Here is a 24,132-nt window from a genome sequence, read left to right as displayed (position 1 = left end):
GTCAGCTTTCAGGCAAGGGGTAGGGGTGGGCGAGCAGCAGCGCGCGGCCATGGCCGAGCGCGATTTCGAGGCCGCCCCCGGTCGTGTTGGACTTGACCTCGTTCGAGATGGTCAGCGACGAGCCGAACACGACCTCGACATGGTCGAGCGGCCACTTCGCGCCGGACACGGTGAGGCCCGAAAGATCGGAAAAGCCGAGCACCGAAAACAGCGTTCCGTCGGCATAGTCGAAGCCGGCCTTGCCAGGCAGCAGAGGGGCGCCTTCCTGCGCTCCGCTGGTCAACAGCAATTTTGTGCCGGCCTCGGCCAGCCGCAGGCTGAGCGCCAGATGGAGGAAGGCGTGGTCGGCGCGCTTGCCGCCGAAAGCGCCGGCCAGCACCAGGCTGGTGGCGCCGCGTTCCAATGCCGCCGCGATCGCCAGTTCGCCATCGGTCTTGTCCTTTTCGGGAGGAAACACCTCCCGCGGCACGGCGGCGAGATCGGCAGGCAGGTCCGCCGGCACGGAATCGAAATCGCCGACCCACAGCTCCGGCATCACGCCGAGCAGGCGGGCATGATCGATGCCGGCGTCGGCGGCGATGACGCGCGTGCCCGCGACCTGGCGGTCGAGCCGCGGCGTGCGGACGAGATCGCCGCCAAGCAGGATGGTGAATGTGCTCATATCCGCTGGCCCTTACCAGCCCCGCCGACGAAACGGAAGGCCGAGCGGCACCGTCACTCTTTGTTGGAGCATGATCTTTTTCCGGAAACGGATTCCACTTTCCGGGATCACGCTCGGGCAAACTTCCACTTGCGTGGCACCTTGGCCGGGCCTATGTGTCGAAACGCTCTAACGGGGTGCCGGACGCGATCTTCGCGGACCGGCTGAGAGGCAGTCTCGCCAACCCGCTGAACCTGATCCGGTTTGTACCGGCGGAGGGATTAGACGCTTCGGACAGCCCGACGCCTCAATTCCTTTCAACACGAATGAAGGAGGCGCCGATGCGCATTTTTTTGTCCCGTCTTGTCCCAGCGCTTGGGCTTGCTGTTTCGCTACTGGCAAGCCCTGCGTGCGCGCAGGAAAAACTCACGATCTATACCTATGAGAGTTTCACTGCCGACTGGGGTCCAGGCCCCCAGGTGAAGAAGGAATTCGAGGCCGAGTGTGGCTGCAGCGTCGACTTCGTCTCGGTGGCCGACGGCGTCGCGCTGCTCAATCGCGTCAAGCTCGAAGGTGCGTCGACCAAAGCCGATATCGTGCTTGGCCTCGACACCAACCTCACCGCGGAAGCCAAGGCTTCCGGCCTGTTTGTCCCACATGGCGCGGTGGCTGAAAACAACGTGCCGGGCGGCTGGAGCGACGACACTTTCGTGCCCTACGATTATGGCTATTTCGCCGTCGTCTACGACACCGAGAAGCTGAAGAACCCACCGAAGAGCCTGAAGAAATTGGTCGAGGGCGATGCCGCCGACAAGATCGTCATCCAGGATCCGAGGACGTCGACGCCGGGCCTTGGCCTGCTGCTGTGGGTTAAGTCGGTCTATGGCGACAAGGCGCCGGAAGCCTGGGCGAAACTCAAGGGCAAAGTGCTGACGGTGACGCCGGGCTGGAGCGAGGCCTACGGCCTGTTCACCAAGGGCGAGGCGCCGATGGTGCTTTCCTATACGACGTCGCCGGCCTACCACATGGTGGCGGAGAACACCGGGCGCTACCAGGCGGCCTCGTTCGAGGAAGGCGAGTATCTGCAGATCGAGGTCGCCGGCATCACCACCACGGGCGCGAAGAATCCGCTGGCGGCGAAGTTCCTGGCCTTCATGACCGGGCCGAAATTCCAGGATGTCATTCCGGAGACCAACTGGATGTTCCCGGCCGGGAAAACCGACAAGCCGCTCAATCCGGCTTTTGATAGGCTGGTCAAGCCGGCGAAGACCTTGCTGTTCAGCCCGGAAGAGGTCGCGGCAAATCGCAAGGCCTGGGTGGATGAATGGCTGGCGGTGATGAGCAAGTAGATTTGGCTGTATAGTCAAAAGATGAGTGCTCTACGGCGCCCCCCTCTGTCCTGCCGGACATCTCCCCCACGAGGGGGGAGATTGGCCTTTACGTTGACTTTCGCCAATCTCCGAAGCTGCAGGAATGATCGGAGCGCTAAAACCGCCAATCTCCCCCCTCGTGGGGGAGATGTCCGGCAGGACAGAGGGGGGCGCGAAGGAACGCGACGCCCGGTAAAGAGTGCAACGCTCTGACCCCCGCATCACGGCCGGCATTGTCGCGCTTGCGGCAATCGCGCTGCTGATCGGTGGCGCCTTCGCCGGCCTTATCCGCGAAGGCGCGCACGACCTTTCCGGCGCCGCGTCCGCCTTTGACCTCTATCTCCTGCGCGTTGTCCGCTTCACGCTCTGGCAGGCTGCGCTCTCGACTCTGCTTTCCGCCGTACCGGCGCTCTTCGTCGCCCGGTCGCTGTCGCGGCATCCGCGCTTCTTCGGACGCGGCTTCATCCTGCAGCTGTTCACTGTGCCCCTTGCCTTGCCGGCAATTGTCGGAGCGCTGGGCATACTGGCGCTCTATGGCCGCGCCGGTTATTTCGCCGCGATCGGTGGCCAGAGCTGGCCCGACATCTATGGGCTGTCGGGCATCCTCGTCGCCCACGTCTTCTTCAACCTGCCGCTGGCCACCCGGCTGTTCCTCGAAGCGCTGGGAACGGTGCCGGCCGATCAATGGCGGCTGGCGAGCCAGCTCGGCATGGGGGCGAGGCCAGCCTTCCGGCTGATCGAGTGGCCGGTGCTGCGCGCCGCGCTGCCGGGCGTCGCCGGGCTTGTCTTCATGCTTTGCATCACCTCCTTCACCATCGTGCTGATCCTCGGCGGCGGGCCGGCGGCGACGACGCTGGAAGTCGCCATCTATCAGGCGCTGCGTTTCGACTTCGATCCGGCGCGAGCGGTGACGCTGACGGTGCTGCAGATCGCGCTGACTTTTGCCGTCATGCTGGCGCTGACGCGGCTCGGCGCCAATGTGACCGGCGACGCCAATTTGCCTGTCGCGCCGCGCCGCTATCACTTGGCCGGCAAAGCAGAAACAGCGTTCAACGCCGTCCTGATCGTGCTCGCCTTGCTGTTCGTCGCCGGACCAATGGCGGCCACCGTCGCGTCCGGCCTCGGCGCCGATCTCGGCCGGCTGGCGGGCGAGAGTGCCGTGCGTCAGGCGACCCTGACCAGCGCCGGTCTCGCCCTCTCGGCGGCGCTACTTTCGGTGGCGCTGTCGCTGTCGCTCATCATGGCTCGGCGGGCACTGTCGCTGCGCCGCCGGTCCAGTGCCCGTTCATTGCTCGAACATGCCACCGACACCGGCGCCGGCTTCGTCCTCGTCGTGCCGCCCATCGTCATCGGCGCCGGCTGGTTTCTCCTGCTGCGCACGGTCAGCGATGTCTTTGCCATCGCGCCGGTCATGGTCGTCACCGTCAATGCGGTGATGGCGATGCCCTTTGCCATCCGCGCGATGCGCCCGGCCTATGATGCGGCGAGCGAGCGCCACGAAAAGCTGTGCGCGCAGCTCGGCATTGCGGGCTGGAACCGGCTGCTTCTGGTCGACTGGCCATCGCTCCGGCGGCCGCTGGCCACCGGCTTTGCCTTCGCCATGGCGCTGTCGCTCGGCGATCTCGGCGTCATCGCGCTGTTCGGCAGCGATTCGGTGCAGACCTTGCCCTATCTCCTGCTGGCGCGCATGGGCAGCTATCGCACGGCCGATGCTGCCGGGCTGGCTTTGCTGCTCGGGGCGGTCTGCCTTGCATTGGTGGTCGCGGCAGACTGGCTGGGACGGGGAGAGAGATCGTGACGTCCGCTGTGGAGAAAGGCACGACTGTCCGGCTGGACAAGGTCTCGTTCAGCTATGGCGAAACGTCATTCCTGTTCGATGTCGAATTCGATACATCTAAGATCACCGCCATCATGGGGGCAAGTGGTTCGGGCAAATCGACCTTGCTCGATCTGGTGGCTGGTTTCGAGACGCCGGAGTCCGGTCGTGTGCTGATCGGCGCCGCCGATGTCGGCGCCAAGCCGCCTTCGGCGCGGCCGGTGTCGATGGTGTTCCAGGAAAACAATCTGTTTGCTCATCTCTCGGTGGAGAAGAATGTCGGGCTCGGCCGCTCGCCATCGCTCAACCTGACCGACGCCGATCGCGCCGCAATCGCCGAGGCGCTTGACCGCGTCGGCCTGGCCGGCAAGGAAATGCGCCTGCCGCGCGAACTCTCCGGCGGCGAAAGGCAGCGCGTGGCGCTCGCCCGCGTTCTGGTGCGCGACCGGCCGGTGCTGCTGCTCGACGAGCCGTTCGCTTCGCTCGGGCCAGCACTGCGCGACGACATGCTCGACCTGGTGGCCGGCGTTCATGCCGAGCGGGCGATGACGGTGCTGTTCGTCACGCATCAGCCGGAAGACGCTCGCCGTATCGGCGAGCAGATGGTTTTTCTGGACAATGGCAGGGTTGCCGCGACGGGACCTGCCGCCGATTTTTTCGACGGCACTGGCCCTGAAGCGTTTCGGCGCTATATCGGCGCAAGTTCGGGCGGATCACGCGATATTGCCCGGAAGCGGACATAATTTACGACCAAACCCGCTACAGGTGATGTGGCGCTTGCTTGCCATGGTCCAGCTGATGTGGCTAGGTCCGCTTAGTACTGGTCCGGCACGAGCCGTGATTTGCCCCCTACAGCGCCGCATCCGGCCGGATGCGTAAACGCTGTAGGTTTTTTGATGTGTGCAGGATTGCCAACGAAAACCGATTTTTCGCTGGCGCGGACCCCGGTCCAAATCATGCGCCGAGAGCTGAAGGAACGCCGTGCTGCCGACCGGCACTGACACTTTGAAACGCAGACCGCTGGTGCGCTTCCTCGCGCTGGCCGGCCTTGCCGTGGCGCTGGCCAGCTGCCAGATGTTCACGCCTCCCGAAGTGCAGGAATCCGGCTTCCAGCCTTCCGACAAGCCGATCACGGTCGACAATGTCGCCGCCAACAGCAAGCTTGCCGAACTGGCGAAGGCACAGCATCCGCGCATCCTTGCCACCTATGGCGGCGAATATTCCGATCCCAAGCTCGAGCGCATGGTGGCCAAGGTTGTCGGCAGCCTGACCGTGGTGTCGGCCAATCCGACCCAGACCTATCGCATCACCATCCTCAATTCGCCCAACGTCAACGCTTTCGCGCTGCCGGGTGGCTATCTCTACGTCACCCGCGGCCTGCTGGCGCTGGCCAATGATTCGGCCGAACTCGCCGCCGTCATCGCGCATGAGATGGGCCACGTCACCGCCAATCATGGTCTGCAGCGACAGCAGCTCGAGGCCGAGGAAGGCCTGGCGACCAAGGTGGTCTCCGATGTGCTGGGCGACAGCCCGACCGCCAAGCAGGCATTGATCCGCGGCAAGCTGAGGCTGGCGCAGTTCTCGCGCAACCAGGAGCTGGAGGCAGACGCCATCGGCATCAAGTCGATCGGCGAGGCGGGTTACGATCCCTATGCCGCCGGGCGTTTCCTGCAGTCGATGTCGGCCTATACAGATTTCCGCTCGATCAGCGGCGCCACCGACGCCAGCCTCGACTTCCTGGCTACGCACCCCAACACGCCGCAGCGAATTGATCTGGCGCAGCGTCACGCCCGCCAGTTCGGCGCGCCGGGCATCGGCACGCGCGACCGCGATTCCTTCCTGGCCGGGATAGACGGCCTGCTCTATGGCGACACGCCGGAGGAGGGCTATGTGCGCGGCCAGACCTTCCTGCATCCGGGCCTCGGCGTATCGTTCACCGTGCCCGACGGCTTCATCATCGACAATTCGGCAGCGGCGGTGACGGCGACCGGTCCCGGCGACATGGCGATCCGCTTCGACGGTGTGTCGATCGACAAGGATCGTGCGCTGACCGACTACATCAGAAGCGGCTGGGTGGCCGGTCTCGACGAGACCAGTGTGCGCCAGGAGACGATCGACGGCAACGAGGCGGCGACAGCGCACGCCGGCGCCGATGGCTGGCAGTTCGACATTGCAGTGATCCGCGCCGGCGGCCAGGTCTATCGCCTGCTGACGGCCGCCCCCTCGGCCAGCACGACACTCGATCCGGTGGCACGCTCGGTCAGCGGTTCGTTCCGCGTGCTCAGCCCCGCCGAGAAAGCGGCACTGAAGCCGCTGCATATCCGCGTCGTCACGGTACAGGCCGGGCAGACGATGGGCACACTTTCGGCGCAGATGGTCGGCGTCGACCGCAAGCTCGATCTGTTCCGCGTGCTCAACGCGATGTCGCCGGGCGCCTCGGTTTCGGCCGGCGACAAGGTCAAGATCGTCACGGACAGATAGCGCCGGTCTTCGTCAGAAACCCCAGCCTTCGTAGTGCTTTTTTCTGAGATAACTTTTCTGAGATAACTCGGGGCGGTACCCCTGTTCCTGGCAATCTCACGCTGCCATGAATTCGGGGTTCTGCTTGACCAGCGCGAGCTTGAGCTTTTCCATGGCGCGGGCCTCGATCTGGCGGACACGCTCCTTGGAAATGCCGAGCGTCTCGCCGAGCGCCTCAAGCGTCGCACCTTCGTCTGTCAGCCGACGCTCCTCGATGATCCTGAGTTCGCGGGCATTGAGCGCGCGGAGCGCCGTCTTCAGCCACATCAGGCGCCGTTCGACGTCGATGGTGTCGCCGGCGACCTCGTCAGGCAATGGATCGTCCGAAATCAGGAAGTCCATCCGCTCGGTGGTACCGGCCTCATCGGCGAGCGGTGCGTTGAGCGAAGAGTCAGGTGCTGAAAGCCTGGAATCCATCTTCTCGACATCGGCCTCGGAGACGCCGAGGGCTACCGAGACTTCGCGGTAGAGCGTGGCGTTAGAGATCGGCTCGGCGCCATTCGCAAGACGGGCGCGCAGGCGCCGCAGGTTGAAGAACAGCGCCTTTTGCGCCGAAGAGGTGCCGCCGCGAACGATCGACCAGTTGCGCAGGATGTAGTCCTGCATCGAAGCGCGGATCCACCATGTCGCATAGGTCGAGAAGCGCACCTCGCGCTCCGGCTCGAAACGCGCGGCTGCTTCCAGCAGCCCGACATGGCCCTCCTGGACCAGATCGCCGAGCGGCAGGCCGTAATGTCGGAATTTCGAAGCCATGGAGATGACCAGCCGCATATGGGCGACGGTAATCTGATGCAGCGCCTGCTGATCCTGGTCTTCCTTCCAGCGCAAGGCGAGAACATGTTCCTCATCGCGCTCGAGGTAGGGGGCTTTCATTGCCGTGCGGACCATGGTCCGTCCTGCCGTGTCTTCGATCATGCCGCGCTCCTGCTCCCGGACATTTTCGGACGGCCTGGCGGCCGTTATCTCTGTTTGACGCAATTCCGAAGGAAACCGCTTTCCCACTTTCCTGGAATTGCTTCGGGCCTAGCGCAGCCAAGGGTTCTTGAAATGGAAACGCGGCGCCCTACAACAAGCCATGAACGTGCCACACCGGGGATTGGTTCCGCCGCCGATGGCGGTTGTTTTGTGCGGTCCGACAGGGCGCATCGACACCGCAGATCGGGACTATTGGCACCGATCCGAGCTGCTTTGAGAATCTGATTTCTGGATCGCCGTTTTTTTGAAATCTGGTTCCTTATTTTGCTGCGCTGTATCTGTCAGTTTCCGGCTCTCACAAGCGCCGGACACCGGCCAAGGACGGGATCACATAGAAATGAAATGGCTCAATTCGCTCATCGTCGCCGGAACGCTTCAGGTTCTGGCTGTTACATCAGGCCATGCCGGCGCCAATCTTGACCAGATCAAGCAGGCCGGCACCCTCAAAGTCGGCACCGAAGGCACCTATGCGCCCTTCACCTATCATGATGCTTCCGGCGCGCTGGTCGGCTTCGACGTCGAGATCGCCAAGGCGATCGGCGACAAGCTCGGCGTCAAGGTCGAGTTCCTCGAAGGCAAATGGGACGGGCTGATCGCCGGCCTCGACGCCAACCGCTACGACGCCGTGATCAACGAGGTCGGCATCACCGACGCGCGCAAGGCCAAGTACGATTTCTCCGATCCTTACATCGCCTCCAAGGCCGTGCTGATCGTGCGCGGCGACAACACCGACATCAAGACCTTCGCCGACCTCAAGGGCAAGAAGTCGGCACAGTCGTTGACATCGAATTTCGGCAAGCTCGCCGAGACCAACGGCGCCGAACTCGTCGGCACCGACGGCTTCGACCAGTCGATCCAGCTGCTGCTCACCGGCCGCGCCGACGCCACCATCAATGACAGCCTGTCTTTCCTCGACTTCAAGAAGCACAAGCCGGACGCCAATGTGAAGATCGCCGCGCAGGAAGAGAACGCCGACTATTCCGGCGTCATCGTGCGCAAGGGTGATCCGGAGCTGGTCGCGGCGATCAACAAGGCGCTGGCCGACATCAAGGCCGACGGCACCTACAAGAAGATCGCCGACACTTATTTCGGCCAGGATGTCTCGCAGTAAAGACCATCTCCCGGCGGTTTGCCGGCAATGACAAATAGCGGCGGGCCGTCTTTGACGGCTCGCCGTTTTTCGCATGATATGAGAAGCACACAATCGCACTGCCGTCACCGCGGCGGTCTGTGAAGGAGGAGCCGTTCGTGCCGCACTGGCTACACCTGATGCTGGACTCGTTGCCGACACTGCTGTGGGCGGCGTTGATCTTCACCGTACCGCTGACATTGCTATCGTTCGCACTCGGCCTGTTCGTCGGCCTGGTTGTCGCCCTGGTGCGGCTGTTCGGTCCCAAGCCTCTGGTTGCCGTGGTCCGCTTCTATGTCTGGATCTTTCGCGGCACGCCGCTTCTGGTGCAGCTGTTCCTGATCTTTTACGGCCTGCCTTCGGTCGGCATATTGCTGGACGCTTTTCCGGCGGCGCTGATTGGCTTCACCCTCAACATAGGCGCCTACAGTTCGGAAATTATCCGCGCCGTGATCGGCTCGGTGCCGAAGGGCCAGTGGGAGGCGGCCTATTCGATCGGCATGACCTGGAGCCAGGCGATGCGGCGTACCATCCTGCCGCAAGCCGGCCGCGTCGCCGTGCCGCCGCTGTCCAACACCTTCATCTCGCTGGTCAAGGATACGTCGCTGGCCGCCGCCATCACTGTGCCGGAGATGTTCCAGGCGGCGCAGCGCATCGTCGCCACCACCTATGAGCCGCTGATCCTCTATGTCGAGGCGGCGATCCTTTATCTGGCGATGAGCTCGGTGCTTTCGGCCTTGCAGATGCGGCTGGAGGAGCGGCTCAACCGTTATGGCGGCTTCCTGGAGGCGCGCTCATGATCGGCCTCACCGACATCGAAAAGCGCTTCGGCGACAATCTGGTGCTGAAGGGCGTGACGGTCACCATTGCCGAAGGCAGCGTCACCGCGCTTGTCGGCCCCTCCGGCGGCGGCAAGAGCACACTGCTGCGCTGCATCAACCTGTTGGAGATCCCGACCTCGGGCATGGTGCGCATCGGCGACGAGACGCTGGAATTCCGTCCCGGCGTCAAGATCCCCAGCCGCGACATCCAGCGCCTGCGGCTGCAGACCGGCATGGTGTTCCAGAATTTCCAGCTGTTCCCGCATCGCACCGCGATCGAGAACGTCATGGAAGGCCTGGTGACGGTGCTGAAATGGCCGACGGCAAAGGCGCGCGAGCGGGCACTGGCGCTGCTCGAGAAGGTCGGCATGGCGCACAAGGCGGACGATTGGCCGGCAACGCTGTCGGGCGGCCAGCAGCAGCGTGTGGCGATCGCCCGCGCCCTGGCGCCGTCGCCGAAAGTGCTGCTCTGCGACGAGCCGACCTCGGCGCTCGATCCGGAACTGGCGCAGGAAGTGGTCGACGTGCTGGGAAAGCTCGCCAGCGAAGGCACCACCATGGTGATGGCCACGCACGACCTTCGCCTTGCCTCCAAGATCGCGCAGGAGGTGGTGTTCCTCGATGCTGGTGTCGTCGTCGAGAAGGGGCCGTCCACCGTGGTGTTCAGCAATCCGGAGCGGGAACGGACCAAGCGTTTTATTGCGACGCTGAAGCAGGAGGCGGAGAAGGAAGCCGGCGGCTGAGCCTTCTACGTTCCCCTTGTGGGGAGGTCGGACGGGTGCGGTCTGGTGTCGTCCCCATCCTCGCTGCTTCGCAGCGACCCTGCCTGGGCGAGCCACGGGTCTCGCCCGTCCTTGGAACCCCACAAGGGGGTAAAAACAAAAACCCGGCACAAGGCCGGGTTTTTCATGAATTCGACGGTGAAAGCGATCAGGCAGCTTCTTCCTGCTCGGCTTCCTCATTGTCGGCCTTGGCGCCGCGCTTCGGGCCCTTGTTGAGGTTGACCTCGATCAGGCGCACGGCTTCGGTTTCCGACATGCGGTTGACTGCCGCGATCTCGCGCGCCATGCGGTCGAGTGCCGCCTCATAGAGCTGACGCTCGGAATAGGACTGTTCCGGCTGGTTGTCGGCACGGTAGAGGTCGCGCACGACTTCCGAGATCGAGATCAGGTCGCCCGAATTGATCTTGGCATCATATTCCTGCGCACGGCGAGACCACATGGTGCGCTTGACGCGGGCGCGGCCCTGGACGACCTTCAGCGCGCGCTCGACATAATCCTCTTCCGACAGCTTGCGCATGCCGATGGAGGTCGCCTTGGCGACCGGAACCTTCAGGCGCATCTTGTCCTTCTGGAAGTCGATGACGAACAGTTCCAGCTTGTGGCCCGCAACTTCCTGCTCGTCGATCGAGACGATCTGGCCGACGCCGTGTGCCGGATAGACAATGTACTCGCCGGTCTTGAAACCGTGGCGTGCCGAGGTGGACTTCTTCTGCGGGGTGATCGTTGCCATTACGCCCTGAACTCCTTGTTGTGGCACCGGCGGCCTGCCGGTCCGAACGCATGCGACCGGGGACACCGATCGTTAGCCGCACAACAGATGAACCCATCGGAAAAAGCCGGGACCGGCAAACCGCATACATAGCGACTGCCTGGCCCAGATCGCTCTGGTCCGATTGGGGATTTCACCTTTCAGTGATTTGGGGCGCTTGCGCCATAAATCGACGTTGTGTCACCGGCATGTTTCAACTGGTGTAGCACAAAAAGTCGGAAGAATCAAGGTTTTGCTGCAAACGCGAAGGTCGAGCGCCATCGCCGCCTGTCAAGGCAGTTAATGTATGATGCGCGTTACGCAGCGTTATGACGATCCAATAGGCCGCACTTTTTTGCTTTGCGCATCACCCTTTCCGAAATCGATTCCGATTCCAGCGTCATGTGCTCAGTCGCCTTCGCCGGGCTCGGCGGAGAAATATTTCTCGAACTTGCCGGCCTCGCCGTCGAAGCTCTTGGCATCTGCCGGAGGCTCCTTCTTGGCGGTGATGTTGGGCCATTTCTCGGCGTATTCGGTGTTGACCTGCAGCCATTTGTCGAGGCCCGGCTCGGTGTCGGGCTTGATTGCATCGGCCGGGCATTCCGGTTCGCAGACGCCGCAGTCGATGCACTCGTCGGGATGTATGACAAGCATGTTCTCGCCCTCGTAGAAGCAGTCGACCGGACAGACCTCGATGCAGTCCATGTACTTGCATTTGATGCAGTTGTCGGTCACGACATAGGTCATTGGTCGGCTCCGGGACGTCCCGTTCTTGCTAGAGCGACGTGCGTCCACTTGGACGCATAAAGTACGCTCTGACACTTTGAATCTGCGCATCGTGCCTTCCGAAAAATCGATTTCCGATTTTCGGGCCGATGCGGCGGCTTTTTTGGTGAGGTAACGCCTTTGCCTGCCGCTTGCAAGGGCAGCCATTGCAGGCGGGGCCCGCGTGTCCGGAATGAAATTCCAGACCGCCGGCATGGCGCAGACGGCCAAGGCTTCAGTCTTCGCCGAACAGCCGGTCGGTTTGCCTGCGCTCTTTCTTGGTCGGCCGGCCGCTGCCGGCGTCGCGCAGCGCCGGAATGGCATCGGCAACAGCCTCGCCTTTTGGGGCCGGCGGCGGGGACATGTCCTCGTAGAGCGTGCGCGCTTCCTCGGCCGGACCGCGCCGCACGCCGGTGCCAAGCACCTTCCAAATGAAAATACGGCGCTCGTGCGTAATGGTCAAAACGTCGCCAGGCTTGACCAGATCGGAGGCCTGCGCTGCTTTGTCGCTATTAATGCGGACGCGTCCGGCGACAACCAGCTTGGCCGCCAGCGAGCGCGATTTTATCGCGCGCGAAAAGAACAGCCACTTGTCGATGCGCTGACGACCTTCAGCAACCATCGCAGCGAACCTGGGGCTTATTTCTTCAACTGGTCGCGCAAGGCGGCGAGCTTGGCGAAGGGCGAGTCCGGATCGAAGCGCGCCGGGCGTTCCTCGCGTGGCTTGGCCTGGAAAGCCGGCTTGGCGCCTTGCGGTCCGCCTTTGCCTTCCGGCCTGCCGCCTTTCCAGTCAGGCCGGCCCTCGCGCGGACGCTCGCCTTGCGGCTTGCCGTCGCGGCGCTGTTCGCCCTCGGCCTGCGGCTTGGGCTTGAACTTCGAACGGTCGAAGCGTGGCTTGGCGGCACCGTCGCGCTGGTCGCGCCGGCCCTGATAGGCCGGCCGTTCGCCCGGTGCCGGCTGTCCGCCGGCAGCGTCGGCCGGCGCATCGGCGCGGCTAGCCTGGCCGTTACGCGGGCGATTGTCTCTGCGGTTGTCTTGCCGATGGCGCGGGCGCTGCTCGAAACGACCCTGCCGCCACAGCAAGATGGGCTTTGGCGCTTCGGCCTCGGGGACAGGCTCAGCGCTTCCACCCTCCCCCTCGTGGGGAGGGTCGGCGCGCAGCGCCGGGGTGGGGGCAGCGCCGGCGTCGGCGCTTGCACTTGCATCGTTTGCACTATCTGCTTCGTCAGCGCTGTCACCCGCGTCGCTTCGCGCCGCGGCCTCCCCCATCGAGGGGGAGGTAAGGGCGTCGGCGTTTTCGGCGACGGTGGCGTCGGCAGTGTCGTCAGCTCCCGCAACAGCCGGAGCTTCTTCCGCGATTTCTGCGTGAGCTTCGACTTGCTCGTCCGCGACAGGCTCTGCCGTTGCTTCCGCGATGGCTGGAGCTTCGGCGGTAGCTTCAGCGGCCGGAGTTGGCTCCGTACCCTCTTGAGGCCCGCCCGGCTGAGCGTCCGCAGCAACAGCCTCCGCTGCGGCTTCGGCGACGGGCTGCTCAGCCGCAGGCTCAGCGGCGGCAACCGCATCCGGCTCCGATCCAACGGCCGGCGCTTCAGCGGCGGCTTCTCTTGCAGCGGCTTCCGCCCCCTTGGCCTGTTCGGCTTTTGCAGCCGCGTCCGCAGCCAGCTTGGGGGCAGCCGCTTGCCGCGCCGCATTGTCCTGTGCTTCCAGCCGCGCCTTGACCTCTGCCGGCGGCTTCGGCTCGGCGCGGTAGCCAAGGCCTTTCAGGATCTCTTCCATGTCGTCGGCGGTTGCGCCGAGGATGGACATCATCGGCGGCGTCACCATGAAGGACTGGCCGTCATAGGCGCCGTCCGGGCGCTGTCCCAGACCGGGCTTCCAGTTGGTCGCAGGCCGGATCAGGTCGGCCAGCCGTTCCAGAATGTCGATGCGCACGGCGCGGCGGCCGAGATTGCGGTAGCCGGCGAGCTTGTAGAAGCTCTTGTCGAAAGCCGGATCGATGACCACCGAGGTGCGGCCGGAGGCCAGCGCGTGCACCACGTCGCCAAAGCCGGGCTTGTCCTTGCCGTCGTTCTTCAGCGCCCACAAAAGCGTGATCAGTCCGGCGGGCGCCGGCTTGATCAGCGCCGGCACGAAGACGTGGTAGGCGCCGAAGCGCACACCGAGCCGGCGCAAGGCGGCGCGACCCTCCTGGTCGAGCGACTTCATTTCCTCGGTGATGTCGCGGCGGTTGATGAGGCCGAAATGCTCGACGAGCTGGAAGGCGATGCCCCGGCCGATGCCGGCGATCTGCTCGGCATTCTTCAAGTCGACCAGCGGCTTCAGCAAGGATTCGATCTGGAAATTGACGAAGCGCTCGGCGCGCGCGGCGACCTTGTCGCGGGCGGGACCGGTCAACTGCTCGTCGGCCAAAAGCACCAGGCGCGGCTTCAGCGCGTCCTCGCCGGCAACCAGCGTGCCGATCGGCGCGCCGATCCAGCGCAGCGTGCCGTCGGAGCCGAGCGCAAGGTCGCCATTGGCGCAGGCGCCGAAGCGTTCGGCACGTGCCTCGAACTCGGCGGCCAGCGCTTTTTGCGCTGCCGTACGCACGGCCTTGGCGTCTTCGCCGCCGGCGCTCTGATCGGCGGTGAAGCGGAACCCTTGCAACTCGCCGACATGATGGCCTTCGACAAGGACGGTTCCGGTAGGACTGATTTCGGCTTCAGGCATTGTATTTTCTCTAAGGCGCCGCATGAGGACGGAAGTCCTGCGGTCTACAAACCGTTTCGTCAACCGCTCATGCAGCGCATCCGACAATCTGTCTTCGATTTCGCGCGTCTTTTCCCGCCAGTGTGCCTGATCGGCCAGCCAGCCCGGCCGGTTGGACACGAATGTCCAGGTGCGGATCTGCGCAATGCGGTGCGACAGCGTGTCGATGTCCCCCTCGGTCGTATCGGCGCGGCGCACCTGCTCGGCCATGTAGTTCTCGTCGACATGGCCGTGTTTGGCGAGGTCGGTGTAGATAGAAGCGATCAGGTCGGAGTGCTGGGCCGGCGCGATCTTGCGGTAGTCCGGCAACGCGCAGGCTTCCCACAGCAGCGCGACGCGCTTGGCATTGGTAGCCAGCGCGCGGATGTCCTCGTCGCGGGAGAGATGTTCGAGCGCCTGGGCATCGACCGCCGGCAGCGCCCGCGTCAGGCCTTCGACCGGCGCGTTGGTTTCGATCGAGCGCTTCAGCGCGTCGAGGCTGGCGAAGTCGAAATGCGCGGTGCGCCATTGCAGCACCTTCACCGGATCGAACTCGTGTCCCTCGATGCGCTTGACCAACTCCTCATCGAGCGGGTCGACCTGGCCGGTGACGCCGAAGGTGCCGTCGCGCAGATGGCGGCCGGCGCGGCCGGCGATCTGGCCGAGCTCGGCCGCCGTGAGATTGCGGTACTGATAGCCGTCGAATTTGCGGTTCTGGGCGAAGGCGACATGATCGAGATCAAGGTTGAGCCCCATGCCGATGGCGTCGGTGGCGACGAGATAGTCGACGTCGCCTGCCTGGAACATTGCCACCTGGGCATTGCGGGTGCGGGGCGACAGCGCGCCGAGCACGACCGCCGCTCCTCCTTGCTGGCGGCGGATCAGCTCAGCGATGGCATAGACCTCGTCGGCGGAGAAAGCGACGATCGCCGTACGCCGCGGCAGGCGGGTCAATTTCTTCGAGCCGGCATAGGCCAGGTGCGACAGGCGAGGGCGCGTCACCACCGAGACGCCTCTCAGCAGCTTTTGCAGGATGCCATGCATGGTGGCCGCGCCGAGCAGCAGCGTTTCCTGGCGGCCGCGCAGGTGCAGGATACGGTCGGTGAAGATGTGGCCGCGCTCGAGGTCGCCGGCGAGTTGCACCTCGTCGATGGCGACGAAGGCAACGTCGGTCTCGCGCGGCATGGCTTCGACGGTGCAGACCGAATATTTCGCGCCGGGCGGCTGGATTTTTTCCTCGCCGGTGATGAGCGCCACCTTGTGGGCGCCGACCTTTTCGCAGACGCGGGCATAGACCTCGCGCGCCAGAAGGCGGAGCGGCAGGCCGATAATGCCGCTCTCATGTGCCACCATGCGCTCGATGGCGAGATGGGTCTTGCCGGTGTTGGTCGGACCCAGCACGGCAGTCACGTCGCGGCCCGACAGGATCAGCGGCTCGGTGTGTTTCGGCTGGATGTTCATCGGCCTGGAGATGAGGCTTTCTGCATCGTGTTGTCGGGAGCGCGCCTCGCGTGGCGCGTATGACAGGCGACACATAGGGATTTCAGGCGCGAAGCGAAAGCGGAATGTTCCGGCCGGCAGTCCCACGGTTCGTCGTTGAGGTCTCAATTAACAGTTGGAACGAGTCTGGAACGAATCGGCGACGAATCAGTGACTCCGGCAGATTCAGCTTTTGTTCACGGCTACATGTGGATTTTGCGAGCCTGAGTCTCACCATATGCTGAATCGCGGAAACTGGCCCGATTCCTGCAAGGGGACCATTGGGGTTAACCTTTGCCGGCGGGGCATCGTCGTGATCCGATACGCCTCGTCAACATTATGAAATTATTGAATTTTCTTAATCGGCCTTAACCATTTGACGGTGGTTTCCGGCCTTGGTCGTTAACGTTCCGCTCAAAGCCGGAACGAATCGGTGACGAATCAGCGAATGCGGGATTTTCCTGGTTTGTTCACCCCAACATCTTGTGTTGTCCACAGCTTGTCCATCGAGAATTCACAGCTTGCGAACCGGGTTTTGCACAGGGCGCCTGGAAATCGTTAATCTTTGCGTGCCGGAACGGGTCAATGTCTAGCGCGCAGCCCGGGAACATCGCCGGCCGGCGATGAAAAAACGGGCCATAAGCCGGCCCGTCCTACCGGGCGAAATGCTGTCGTTCAGGCGAAATACTGGCCGCCATTGGCTGTGATGGTCGAACCGGTGATGAAGCCGGCGTCTTCGGAAGCGAGGAAGACGACGCAACGCGCGATCTCTTCCGGTTCGCCGAGGCGGCCGACCGGAATCTGCGGGATGATGCGTTCATTCAGCACCTTCTCGTCGATCGCCTTGACCATCTCGGTGGCGATGTAGCCGGGGCAGATGACATTGACTGTGATGCCCGCGCGCGCGCCCTCCTGCGCCAGCGCCTTCGAGAAGCCGATGTCGCCGGCCTTTGCGGCGGAATAGTTGACCTGGCCGGCCTGGCCTTTCTGGCCGTTGATGGAGGAAATGGTGATGACGCGGCCGAATTTGCGGTCGCGCATGCCGCCCCACAGCGGATGCGTCATGTTGAAGACCCCAGACAGATTGGTCTCGATGACTTCCTTCCACTGCTCGCGCGTCAGCTTGTGGAACATGGCGTCGCGGGTAATGCCGGCATTGTTGACCAGCACCGAGACCGGGCCGAGATCGGCCTCGACCTGTTTGATTCCGGCGGCACAGGCGTCGTAGTCGGCGACCGACCATTTGTAGGCCTTGATGCCGGTTTGTGCGCTGAACTTCCCCGCTGCCTCGTCATTGCCGGCATAGTTGGCTGCAACGGTGTAACCGGCATTCTTCAGGCCGATCGATATGGCGGCGCCGATGCCGCGCGATCCACCGGTGACGAGCGCTACTTTGGTCATTGAAAGTTCTTCCTCCCTTTGGTCGGAAGAAGGGAATAGGGAGTAGGGAGTAGCGAGTAGGGATCTATATCCCGCCGCGCTGCTCCTTCTTCCCCATTCACTACTCCCTATTCACTACTCACTTCTCTTTCACAGCGCTTCCACGCACAGAGCGACGCCCATGCCGCCGCCGATGCACAGCGTGGCAAGGCCCTTCTTGGCGCCGCGGCGGCGCATCTCGAAAACCAGCGTGTTGAAGACGCGGGCGCCCGACGCGCCGATCGGATGGCCGATGGCGATGGCGCCGCCATTGACGTTGACGATCGACGTATCCCAGCCCATGCCCTTGTTGACGGCGCAGGCCTGCGCGGCGAAGGCTTCATTGGCCTCGACAAGGTCGAGGTCCTTGACCGACCAGCCGGCCTTCTCGAGCGCCCGCTTCGAGGCGGGAATAGGTCCGGTGCCCATGATCGCCGGATCGACGCCGGCCGTCGCCCATGAGGCGATGCGCACCAGCGGGGTGATGCCGCGCCTTGTGGCTTCAGCCTCGCTCATCAGCAGCGCGCCGGCGGCGCCGTCATTGATGCCCGACGCGTTGGCGGCGGTCACGGTGCCGTCCTTGTCGAAAGCCGGCTTCAGCTTGGACATGGCGTCGATGGTGGCGCCGTGGCGGATGTACTCGTCCTGGTCGACGACAGTGTCGCCCTTCCTGCCCTTGATCGTGAAGGCGACGATCTCGTCCTTGAACTTGCCGGCCTTCTGCGCGGCCTCGGCCTTGTTTTGCGAGGCCAGCGCAAACTGGTCCTGGTCGTCGCGGGTGATCTGGAACTGGCGGGCGACGTTCTCGGCGGTGTTGCCCATGTGGTAGCCGTTGAAGGCGTCCCACAACCCGTCCTTGATCATGGTATCGATCATCTTGTAGTCGCCCATCTTGACGCCGGCGCGCAGGTGCTCGGCGTGCGGCGACAGCGACATCGATTCCTGGCCGCCGGCGATGATCACAGTGGCGTCGCCGGCGGCGATCTGCTGCATGCCGAGCGCGATGGCGCGCAGGCCAGAGCCGCAAACCTGGTTGAGCCCCCAGGCGGTGGTCTCCTTGGGCAGGCCGGCATTGATCGACGCCTGGCGGGCGGGGTTCTGGCCCTGCGCGGCGGTCAGCACCTGGCCGAGAATGACCTCGTCGACTTCACCCGGCTCGACGCCGGCGCGCGCCAAAAGCTCCCTGATGACGACGGCGCCAAGTTCATGCGCCGGGGTGGCGGCGAAGGCGCCGTTGAAAGAGCCGACAGCCGTGCGTGCGGCGCTGGCAACGACGATTGAATTGGAAGCGGACATTTTTCTCTCCAGACTTCGAGGTGTCGTGTTCTTGGGGGCTTGTTGGGACTTTTCTTGCCCGTTCCACACCCCATGTCAAACCGGAAATGGGCATGCCGGCCAAGCGCCGCAAGCAGGGCGTGAGCGGCCGGCGGGATCGCCCAACCTTTGCTGCGCAGCATAATTGGCCGGCCATGCAGCAATAAATGATGCCGCACTGCACAAAGCGCTTGGAATTATAGAGCTTTTGCGCATATCCTTAAAAATGGCGCAATCGTTACCGGCGGCTTACTCAGGTGCGCCGGTGTCCCGGGAGGATGCTGATGGCCGCGAAAGACGACCCTATCATTATCAAGAAATATGCCAATCGCCGGCTCTACAATACCGGCACCAGCACCTATGTGACGCTCGAGGATCTGGCCGAGATGGTCAAGAAGGGCGAGGAGTTCACCGTCCAGGACGCCAAGACCGGTGACGACATTACCCATCCGGTGCTGACGCAGATCATCTTCGAACTGGAGAACAAGGATGGGCAGAACATGCTGCCGATCCCGTTCCTGCGCCAGCTGATCGCTTTCTATGGCGACCAGATGCAGCAGATCGTGCCGAGCTTCCTCGAACAGTCGATGATGGCCTTCTCCAAGGAGCAGGAGCGGTTCCGCGAACAGATGAAGGGCGCGATCGGCAAGTCGCCGCTGGATGTGATGAAGATCGCCACGCCGATCAAGGCGCTGGAAGAGCAGACACGCCGCAACATGGAAATGTTCCAGAACGCGATGCGCCTGTTCACGCCGTTCCCGACCGCCGCCACAAATGCTGCGGCCGCGGCTGCACCCGAGCCGGCCCGCAAGGACGTCGCGGAAAAGAGCGGCGACGACCTTCAGGAACTGAAGCAACAGATCGCCGCCATGCAGCGCAAGCTCGATACGATGTCGTAAGCGACCGCCGCATGGTCGACCGCCCTCAGTTGGTCGAGGCGGCCGTCACGGGTCGATTTTCAGCTGCCACGGTTCCCAGATATCGTCGGGCTGGCCGTCGAGCGAGCGGTAGAAGGCTTTGGCCGGCGAGTTGGATTTCAGCACCGTCCATTTGATGGCGGAGGCGCCAATGCTCAAAGCGTGTTGGCGAAGCTGTTCAACAAGCGCATGGCCGACCCCCATGCCGCGCGTCGCTTCAGTGACGTAGAGTTCCTTCAGCCAGACAACCGGCTTCAGGTCGTAGGTCCAGGGGATGAGGTAGTGGACGGCGATGCCGACGATCACGCCCTCTCGCTCCGCCACCAACACGCCGAACCGGGGCGATGGCCCCAGCCCGTGCTCGATGAGGTTCGCTTCGGTGACGCGAAGCTTGTCGTCATAACCCTCGAAGACGGCTAGCGCCCGTATGAGGGCGAGCACCGCACCGACATCCTGGCGCACGAATGGACGAATTCTAACCATCGCCTTCTGCATGCTTGCCCAGTCTTCAAGGCCGACCATATCGCGTGGCCTCACGCGTGCAAGACACCGGGCTCCTTGCCTGAAGCGAAAGGAAGGTCCTCGTCCTGCCAACCGGTTATGCCGCCGATCATGATCTTCACGGGACGACCGAGGCTGGCCAGCTTGAAGGCCGCCTGATCCGCGCCATTGCAATGCGGTCCCGCGCAATAGACGACGAACAGCGTCCTTTCGGGCCATTGCACCATCCGCCCGGCCGATATTTCGCGGTGGGGCAGATGCAGCGCGCCCGGCACATGGCGGCGTCCATAGGCTTCCGGCGAACCGACCACATGCAGGAGAACAAAGTCCGGCTCTCCGGCACGCAGTGCGGCGGCGACGTCGGAACAGTCGGTCTCGACGGAAAGCCGGAGCAGAAAATGGTCGCGGGCGATATCCGGCGATGCCGCCGGAATGTCTGTCACGTGGCTCATCCTCGTATCTCCATTGCTGATGCGACGGAGAGATAAGACAGGAAGCAGGGCGATTGCAGCTGGCAGCTTTGCCATATATCGTCAAGATCATGCCATCCTCTGCGAATCCGCGCCCTGCCAACCCTCTTGTCGTTGCCGTTGCCTATGACGGGCTGTGCACGTTCGAGTTTGGCGTGGCGGTTGAGATCTTCGCCTTGCCCCGGCCGGAAATGGGTGAGGATTGGTACCGTTTTGCAGTTGCCGGTATTGATACCGGTGAAATGCGCGCGCTGGGCGGCGTGCGTATTGTTGCCGACGGCGGGATCGATCTGATCGGCCAGGCCGGCACGGTGATCGTACCGGGATGGCGCGGAACGGAGGCTCCGGTGCCGCCGGCGCTGATCGAGGCGCTTCGAAAGGCACACGAGCGCGGCGCTCGCATTCTTTCGATCTGTTCGGGCGTGTTCGTGCTTGCCGCCGCCGGCCTGCTTGCGGGCAAAAGAGCGACCACGCATTGGCGCTACAGCGAGAAGCTGACGGAGATGTACCCCGACATCACCGTGATTCCGGACGTTTTGTACATCGATGAGGGCAATGTGCTGACATCGGCAGGCAGTGCCGCGGGCATCGACCTCTGCCTGCATCTGGTTCGGCGCGACTTCGGCACCAAGGCTGCAAACATGGTGGCGCGCCGTCTGGTCGTGCCGCCGCATCGCGACGGCGGCCAGGCGCAGTATGTCGAGAGTTCCGTTCCCGAGCCACATGAGCGCAGCCGGCTTGGACCGTTGATCGACAGGATGCGCGCCGATATTGCCGCCGACTATCCCGTCGCCATCTTGGCCGAGCTTGCCGGTATGAGCGAGCGGACGTTCCTGCGCCGGTTCGCGGCCGCAACCGGCGTCACGCCGGCGCGCTGGCTGCTGTCGGAACGGCTTTCGCGGGCGTGCACGCTACTGGAAGACACCGCCATGCCGATCGAACGGATTGCCGAGACCGCCGGCTTTGGCGCGGCAGGCACGCTGCGGCATCATTTTCGTCAGCAGTTCGCCACGACGCCCGTCGCGTACCGTGCGCGGTTCGGGAACACGGCCAGGTCGGCTTAAGTCACGCGTCCCTCATAGCGGCCACGCGGCCTGATGATGCTGCCGCTAATGATCTGTTCGACCATATGCGCGGCCCAGCCGACACTGCGTCCGAGCGCAAACAGCTGGAACGGTGCATCGCGCGGCAAGCCAAGGCCGCGCGTTAGTGTGGCCAGGGCGAAGTCGATGTTGGGCTGGGCACCGGCCGCCGCCATGGCGGCTTTTTGCAGCTGTTGCAGCGTCTCGTCGACAGGGATGACTTCCAGAAGTGCGGTGGCACGGGGATCGCCTTCGGGATAGAGCGGATGGCCGAACGCCGGCAAGGGCCGATCATGGCCGAGCCAGCGCCGGATCGCCGCATCCGCGCCGTGGGCTGCTGCATCTTCAGCCAGTTGCATCACCGCTTCGCCGGCACCACCGTGGCGCGGGCCGGACAGCGTTGCCAGGCCGGCCAGCAGGCATGCGGCAGGCGAGGCGCCTGTGGACGCTGCGACGCGGGCGGCGAAGGTCGATGCGTTGAGTTCATGATCGGCGAGCAGGACGAGGGCGCAGCGGATCGCTTCCGCGCCGGCATCATTCACCGACCAGCCCTGCGCCAGGCGCTTATGGACGGGCGCTGTGCCGGTTCCGGCGCCCAGCGACTGCGCCAGCGCTGCGACTGTGTGCGCGGCTTCAGTGCACAGCGAGGCGGCGCTGCGCCCGAGCGAAGGCCGCCCCTGGCCTGCAAGCATGGCAAGCTGCGCAAAGGCCGAGGCGCGGCCGACTGGATGAGGCGCTTCAGATGACGGAGCTTTGAACGTCACTGGTTCGGCCGAGGCCCACAGCACAGCGGCGGTTTCCTCCAGCGTCGCCGCTTTGGAGAGCGCAACGGCGTCTTGCCCTCGATAGATCAGTCGGCCGTGCAGCACAGTCGAAATCGCGGTGGCAATCGAGGGTTCGCCCCAGGCGATCGCACTTTCGGCGATGGCCGACGGACTGCGGCCGCGCGCCCGGCGGGTCGCCAGTGCGGCGATGTCGTCGGCGCGGTACTGGCTGCGGCGCGGGTCGCTCTCATCCGGCCGCATGCCGATGCGGCCACGGCTGACATAGGCGTAGAGCGTCTGCGGCCGGACCTTGAGCCTTTCCAGCGCCTCTTCCCGCGACAGCCATTCGGACATTTTCAGCCCATACATTGATTATATTGATCAAGATTGATCGAGGCGCAGCCTAACCCTTATCTCCCATGCAGAAAAGCTGCAAGGAGATGAGATATGGCGAACGGGCTCGATGATGTGGTGGCGGCGGAGACCGTGCTCTCCGATGTCGATGGCCTTGGCGGCCGCCTGACGATCCGCGGTCATTCGCTGCCGGAATTGGCGGGACGCTGGCGCTATGCGCAAGTGGTTCGCCTGTTGCTCGACGGCTTCTTCGACGGCCTTCCCGGCGATGCCGAACTGGCAGCGAGGCTGGGCAAGGCTCGCGTCGAGGTGTTCGAGCGGCTTGCACCCTCGCTGCCGCTGCTCGCACCGATTGAGATCTATGGCGCCATGCGCGCCGGCATGGCGCTGCTGCCGGATGGCGAGACACCGACGGACGCCTTGCGGCTGATCGCAGCGCCCGTCGTGCTGACGCCGGCTCTGCTGCGCCTGGCGCGTGGCGAGCAGCCGATCGCACCTGACGCGAAGGCCGATCATGCCGCCGACATGCTGAGGATGCTCGAGGGATCCGTCCCGTCGCCGGCGCTGGCAAGGGCACTCGACACCTATCTGGTCACCGTCTGCGATCACGGCCTCAACGCCTCGACCTTCGCCACACGCGTCGTCGCATCGACGCTGGCAGGGCTGACATCGTCGGTGCTGGCCGGGCTCGGCGCGCTCAAGGGGCCGCTGCACGGCGGCGCGCCCGGCCCGGTGATCGAGATGCTCGATGCAATCCAGGCGCATGGCGACGCGGCCGGTTGGCTGCGCGAGAAGGTCGCGCATGGCGAGCGCATCATGGGTTTCGGCCACCGTATCTACCGCGTGCGCGATCCGCGCGCCGATGTGCTGAAGGCCGTCGTGCGGCAACTCGGCAGCGAGGGCGAGACCGGCCGCCGGCTGGCCTTCGCCGAGAAGGTCGAGCACACGGCGCTCGAAGTGCTGCGGATCGCCAAGCCGCAGCGCTCGCTGCAGACCAATGTCGAGTTCTACACAGCGCTTGTGCTTGAGGCGGCGGGCTTTCCGCCACAGGCGTTCAGCAATGTCTTTGCCGCCGGACGTGTCGCCGGCTGGATCGCGCATGCGCGCGAACAGCAGACGACCGGGCGGCTGATCCGGCCACAGTCGCGCTATGTCGGGCCGGTGCCGGACCTCGTGGCCTGAGGTTCCAAGTTCAGATTGTTGCGAAGAGGACCCCACCCTAGCTTGCCGGGGCGAGCCACGGGTCTCGCCCGTCCTTCGGACCCCCACAAGGGGGAGGGCAGCTGGCGCGCGCCGCCGAAACGTCGGTGGTTTGCTGAGATCAGCGTCTACCAAGTCTCCCTCCCCTTGTGGGGAGGGATCAAGGGTAGGGGTATTCGTAGGGCGAAGACCTCGGCGTGGAGGACCATTCCCCATGACCAAAATTTCATGTGATCACGCGACCGTGTTCGTGTTCTTGCCTTGGTCATCCCTTATATGCTGCACTGCAATATAAGTCCGCTGCCGTCGAACCCGCCCGATTTCCGGGCGGAATGAGGCAGC

21 protein-coding genes and 1 riboswitch are annotated in these 24,132 nt (G+C 64.0%); of the genes, 10 read left to right on the top strand and 11 right to left on the bottom strand.

The genetic code is table 11. The features are described from left to right. Window position 1: 1 nt before the first annotated feature. The gene (locus NLY37_RS20660; protein ID WP_023690494.1) at window positions 2-661 is read right to left on the bottom strand and encodes a thiamine diphosphokinase; all 660 of its coding nucleotides are present in this window, start codon (window positions 659-661) and stop codon (window positions 2-4) included. 162 nt (window positions 662-823) lie between these two features. Further along, a riboswitch (TPP riboswitch) is annotated at window positions 824-938 on the top strand. 43 nt (window positions 939-981) lie between these two features. Here NLY37_RS20660 and thiB point away from each other — a divergent pair. The 4 genes from thiB (at window position 982) to NLY37_RS20640 (ending at window position 6,307) form a co-directional block, all read left to right on the top strand. Then, complete coding sequence (thiB, locus tag NLY37_RS20655) at window positions 982-1,989, top strand: thiamine ABC transporter substrate binding subunit (protein ID WP_031246663.1); 1,008 nt, start codon at window positions 982-984, stop codon at window positions 1,987-1,989. Between the two features lie 220 nt (window positions 1,990-2,209). Further along, entirely contained in the window at window positions 2,210-3,808 is a 1,599-nt protein-coding gene (thiP, locus tag NLY37_RS20650) for a thiamine/thiamine pyrophosphate ABC transporter permease (protein WP_023743352.1), read from the top strand. Continuing rightward, window positions 3,805-4,569: a thiamine ABC transporter ATP-binding protein gene (thiQ, locus tag NLY37_RS20645; RefSeq protein ID WP_023731852.1), complete on the top strand. Its 765-nt coding sequence runs from the start codon at window positions 3,805-3,807 to the stop codon at window positions 4,567-4,569. Before thiP ends, thiQ begins: the two co-directional genes overlap by 4 nt. Before the next feature lie 331 nt (window positions 4,570-4,900). Beyond that, on the top strand, window positions 4,901-6,307 hold the full coding sequence (locus tag NLY37_RS20640) for a M48 family metalloprotease (protein ID WP_245260366.1): 1,407 nt from the start codon (window positions 4,901-4,903) through the stop codon (window positions 6,305-6,307). A gap of 96 nt (window positions 6,308-6,403) precedes the next feature. Here NLY37_RS20640 and NLY37_RS20635 read toward each other — a convergent pair whose 3' ends face one another. Continuing rightward, window positions 6,404-7,261: an RNA polymerase factor sigma-32 gene (locus NLY37_RS20635; RefSeq protein WP_023693606.1), complete on the bottom strand. Its 858-nt coding sequence runs from the start codon at window positions 7,259-7,261 to the stop codon at window positions 6,404-6,406. 397 nt (window positions 7,262-7,658) lie between these two features. Between NLY37_RS20635 and NLY37_RS20630 the strand changes: the two genes are divergently transcribed. The 3 genes from NLY37_RS20630 to NLY37_RS20620 all read left to right on the top strand — a co-directional run bounded on the left by NLY37_RS20630 (window position 7,659) and on the right by NLY37_RS20620 (window position 10,014). After that, window positions 7,659-8,432, top strand: coding sequence for an amino acid ABC transporter substrate-binding protein (locus NLY37_RS20630; RefSeq protein WP_023702802.1), 774 nt, complete (start codon window positions 7,659-7,661; stop codon window positions 8,430-8,432). Between the two features lie 137 nt (window positions 8,433-8,569). Then, entirely contained in the window at window positions 8,570-9,250 is a 681-nt protein-coding gene (locus NLY37_RS20625; RefSeq protein WP_023748299.1) for an amino acid ABC transporter permease, read from the top strand. Further along, a complete protein-coding gene (locus tag NLY37_RS20620; protein WP_023743355.1) occupies window positions 9,247-10,014 on the top strand; it encodes an amino acid ABC transporter ATP-binding protein in 768 nt (255 codons plus the stop codon). The genes NLY37_RS20625 and NLY37_RS20620 overlap by 4 nt, the downstream gene beginning before the upstream one ends. Before the next feature lie 187 nt (window positions 10,015-10,201). Here NLY37_RS20620 and NLY37_RS20615 read toward each other — a convergent pair whose 3' ends face one another. From NLY37_RS20615 to NLY37_RS20590, 6 genes are all read right to left on the bottom strand, one after another. Then, on the bottom strand, window positions 10,202-10,783 hold the full coding sequence (locus tag NLY37_RS20615) for a CarD family transcriptional regulator (RefSeq protein ID WP_023673664.1): 582 nt from the start codon (window positions 10,781-10,783) through the stop codon (window positions 10,202-10,204). A 426-nt stretch (window positions 10,784-11,209) separates the two neighbouring features. Beyond that, entirely contained in the window at window positions 11,210-11,548 is a 339-nt protein-coding gene (fdxA, locus tag NLY37_RS20610) for a ferredoxin FdxA (RefSeq protein ID WP_013529180.1), read from the bottom strand. A gap of 253 nt (window positions 11,549-11,801) precedes the next feature. After that, window positions 11,802-12,188 carry an RNA-binding S4 domain-containing protein gene (locus NLY37_RS20605; RefSeq protein ID WP_023673663.1) on the bottom strand — a complete coding sequence of 129 codons (387 nt, stop codon included), beginning with the start codon at window positions 12,186-12,188 and terminating at the stop codon, window positions 11,802-11,804. Window positions 12,189-12,205: 17 nt separating this feature from the next. Next, the gene (locus tag NLY37_RS20600; protein ID WP_286442912.1) at window positions 12,206-15,751 is read right to left on the bottom strand and encodes a helicase-related protein; all 3,546 of its coding nucleotides are present in this window, start codon (window positions 15,749-15,751) and stop codon (window positions 12,206-12,208) included. Window positions 15,752-16,444: 693 nt separating this feature from the next. Then, the gene (gene phbB / locus NLY37_RS20595) at window positions 16,445-17,170 is read right to left on the bottom strand and encodes an acetoacetyl-CoA reductase (protein ID WP_286440137.1); all 726 of its coding nucleotides are present in this window, start codon (window positions 17,168-17,170) and stop codon (window positions 16,445-16,447) included. Window positions 17,171-17,299: 129 nt separating this feature from the next. Then, window positions 17,300-18,484, bottom strand: coding sequence for an acetyl-CoA C-acetyltransferase (locus NLY37_RS20590; RefSeq protein ID WP_023673832.1), 1,185 nt, complete (start codon window positions 18,482-18,484; stop codon window positions 17,300-17,302). 302 nt (window positions 18,485-18,786) lie between these two features. Between NLY37_RS20590 and phaR the strand changes: the two genes are divergently transcribed. Then, window positions 18,787-19,401, top strand: coding sequence for a polyhydroxyalkanoate synthesis repressor PhaR (gene phaR / locus NLY37_RS20585; RefSeq protein WP_023731809.1), 615 nt, complete (start codon window positions 18,787-18,789; stop codon window positions 19,399-19,401). Between the two features lie 45 nt (window positions 19,402-19,446). Here phaR and NLY37_RS20580 read toward each other — a convergent pair whose 3' ends face one another. Both NLY37_RS20580 and NLY37_RS20575 read right to left on the bottom strand, forming a co-directional pair. Next, window positions 19,447-19,941, bottom strand: coding sequence for a GNAT family N-acetyltransferase (locus tag NLY37_RS20580; RefSeq protein ID WP_023731810.1), 495 nt, complete (start codon window positions 19,939-19,941; stop codon window positions 19,447-19,449). Between the two features lie 11 nt (window positions 19,942-19,952). After that, on the bottom strand, window positions 19,953-20,372 hold the full coding sequence (locus NLY37_RS20575; protein WP_023742754.1) for a rhodanese-like domain-containing protein: 420 nt from the start codon (window positions 20,370-20,372) through the stop codon (window positions 19,953-19,955). A gap of 89 nt (window positions 20,373-20,461) precedes the next feature. Here NLY37_RS20575 and ftrA point away from each other — a divergent pair, with 89 nt between their 5' ends. Then, window positions 20,462-21,454 carry a transcriptional regulator FtrA gene (gene ftrA / locus NLY37_RS20570; protein WP_031246448.1) on the top strand — a complete coding sequence of 331 codons (993 nt, stop codon included), beginning with the start codon at window positions 20,462-20,464 and terminating at the stop codon, window positions 21,452-21,454. On the opposite strand, the gene NLY37_RS20565 is transcribed toward ftrA, so the two are convergent. Then, window positions 21,451-22,590, bottom strand: coding sequence for a citrate synthase (locus NLY37_RS20565; protein ID WP_286440136.1), 1,140 nt, complete (start codon window positions 22,588-22,590; stop codon window positions 21,451-21,453). The genes ftrA and NLY37_RS20565 overlap by 4 nt on opposite strands. Before the next feature lie 93 nt (window positions 22,591-22,683). On the opposite strand from NLY37_RS20565, the gene NLY37_RS20560 reads away from it, so the two are divergent. After that, window positions 22,684-23,772 (top strand): citrate synthase/methylcitrate synthase, encoded by a 1,089-nt coding sequence (locus tag NLY37_RS20560; protein WP_023742758.1) that lies wholly within the window; start codon window positions 22,684-22,686, stop codon window positions 23,770-23,772. Window positions 23,773-24,132: the final 360 nt, after the last annotated feature.

Source organism: Mesorhizobium sp. C395A (assembly GCF_030323205.1).
In the GTDB taxonomy this organism is placed as follows: Bacteria; Pseudomonadota; Alphaproteobacteria; order Rhizobiales; family Rhizobiaceae; genus Mesorhizobium.
Note: the sequence above shows the minus strand (reverse complement) of the source record. Positions and strands in the feature narration are given on the sequence as shown.

Excerpts from the sequence above, each read along its gene's own strand:
- NLY37_RS20660 (WP_023690494.1), bottom strand. The coding sequence starts at position 661 with ATGAGCACATTCACCATCCTGCTTGGCGGCGATCTCGTCCGCACGCCG.
- thiB (WP_031246663.1), top strand. The coding sequence starts at position 982 with ATGCGCATTTTTTTGTCCCGTCTTGTCCCAGCGCTTGGGCTTGCTGTT.
- NLY37_RS20640 (WP_245260366.1), top strand. The coding sequence starts at position 4,901 with ATGTTCACGCCTCCCGAAGTGCAGGAATCCGGCTTCCAGCCTTCCGAC.
- NLY37_RS20635 (WP_023693606.1), bottom strand. The coding sequence starts at position 7,261 with ATGATCGAAGACACGGCAGGACGGACCATGGTCCGCACGGCAATGAAA.
- NLY37_RS20630 (WP_023702802.1), top strand. The coding sequence starts at position 7,659 with ATGAAATGGCTCAATTCGCTCATCGTCGCCGGAACGCTTCAGGTTCTG.
- NLY37_RS20620 (WP_023743355.1), top strand. The coding sequence starts at position 9,247 with ATGATCGGCCTCACCGACATCGAAAAGCGCTTCGGCGACAATCTGGTG.
- NLY37_RS20615 (WP_023673664.1), bottom strand. The coding sequence starts at position 10,783 with ATGGCAACGATCACCCCGCAGAAGAAGTCCACCTCGGCACGCCACGGT.
- fdxA (WP_013529180.1), bottom strand. The coding sequence starts at position 11,548 with ATGACCTATGTCGTGACCGACAACTGCATCAAATGCAAGTACATGGAC.
- NLY37_RS20605 (WP_023673663.1), bottom strand. The coding sequence starts at position 12,188 with ATGGTTGCTGAAGGTCGTCAGCGCATCGACAAGTGGCTGTTCTTTTCG.
- NLY37_RS20600 (WP_286442912.1), bottom strand. The coding sequence starts at position 15,751 with ATGAACATCCAGCCGAAACACACCGAGCCGCTGATCCTGTCGGGCCGC.
- phbB (WP_286440137.1), bottom strand. The coding sequence starts at position 17,170 with ATGACCAAAGTAGCGCTCGTCACCGGTGGATCGCGCGGCATCGGCGCC.
- NLY37_RS20590 (WP_023673832.1), bottom strand. The coding sequence starts at position 18,484 with ATGTCCGCTTCCAATTCAATCGTCGTTGCCAGCGCCGCACGCACGGCT.
- phaR (WP_023731809.1), top strand. The coding sequence starts at position 18,787 with ATGGCCGCGAAAGACGACCCTATCATTATCAAGAAATATGCCAATCGC.
- NLY37_RS20580 (WP_023731810.1), bottom strand. The coding sequence starts at position 19,941 with ATGGTCGGCCTTGAAGACTGGGCAAGCATGCAGAAGGCGATGGTTAGA.
- NLY37_RS20575 (WP_023742754.1), bottom strand. The coding sequence starts at position 20,372 with ATGAGCCACGTGACAGACATTCCGGCGGCATCGCCGGATATCGCCCGC.
- ftrA (WP_031246448.1), top strand. The coding sequence starts at position 20,462 with ATGCCATCCTCTGCGAATCCGCGCCCTGCCAACCCTCTTGTCGTTGCC.
- NLY37_RS20565 (WP_286440136.1), bottom strand. The coding sequence starts at position 22,590 with ATGTCCGAATGGCTGTCGCGGGAAGAGGCGCTGGAAAGGCTCAAGGTC.
- NLY37_RS20560 (WP_023742758.1), top strand. The coding sequence starts at position 22,684 with ATGGCGAACGGGCTCGATGATGTGGTGGCGGCGGAGACCGTGCTCTCC.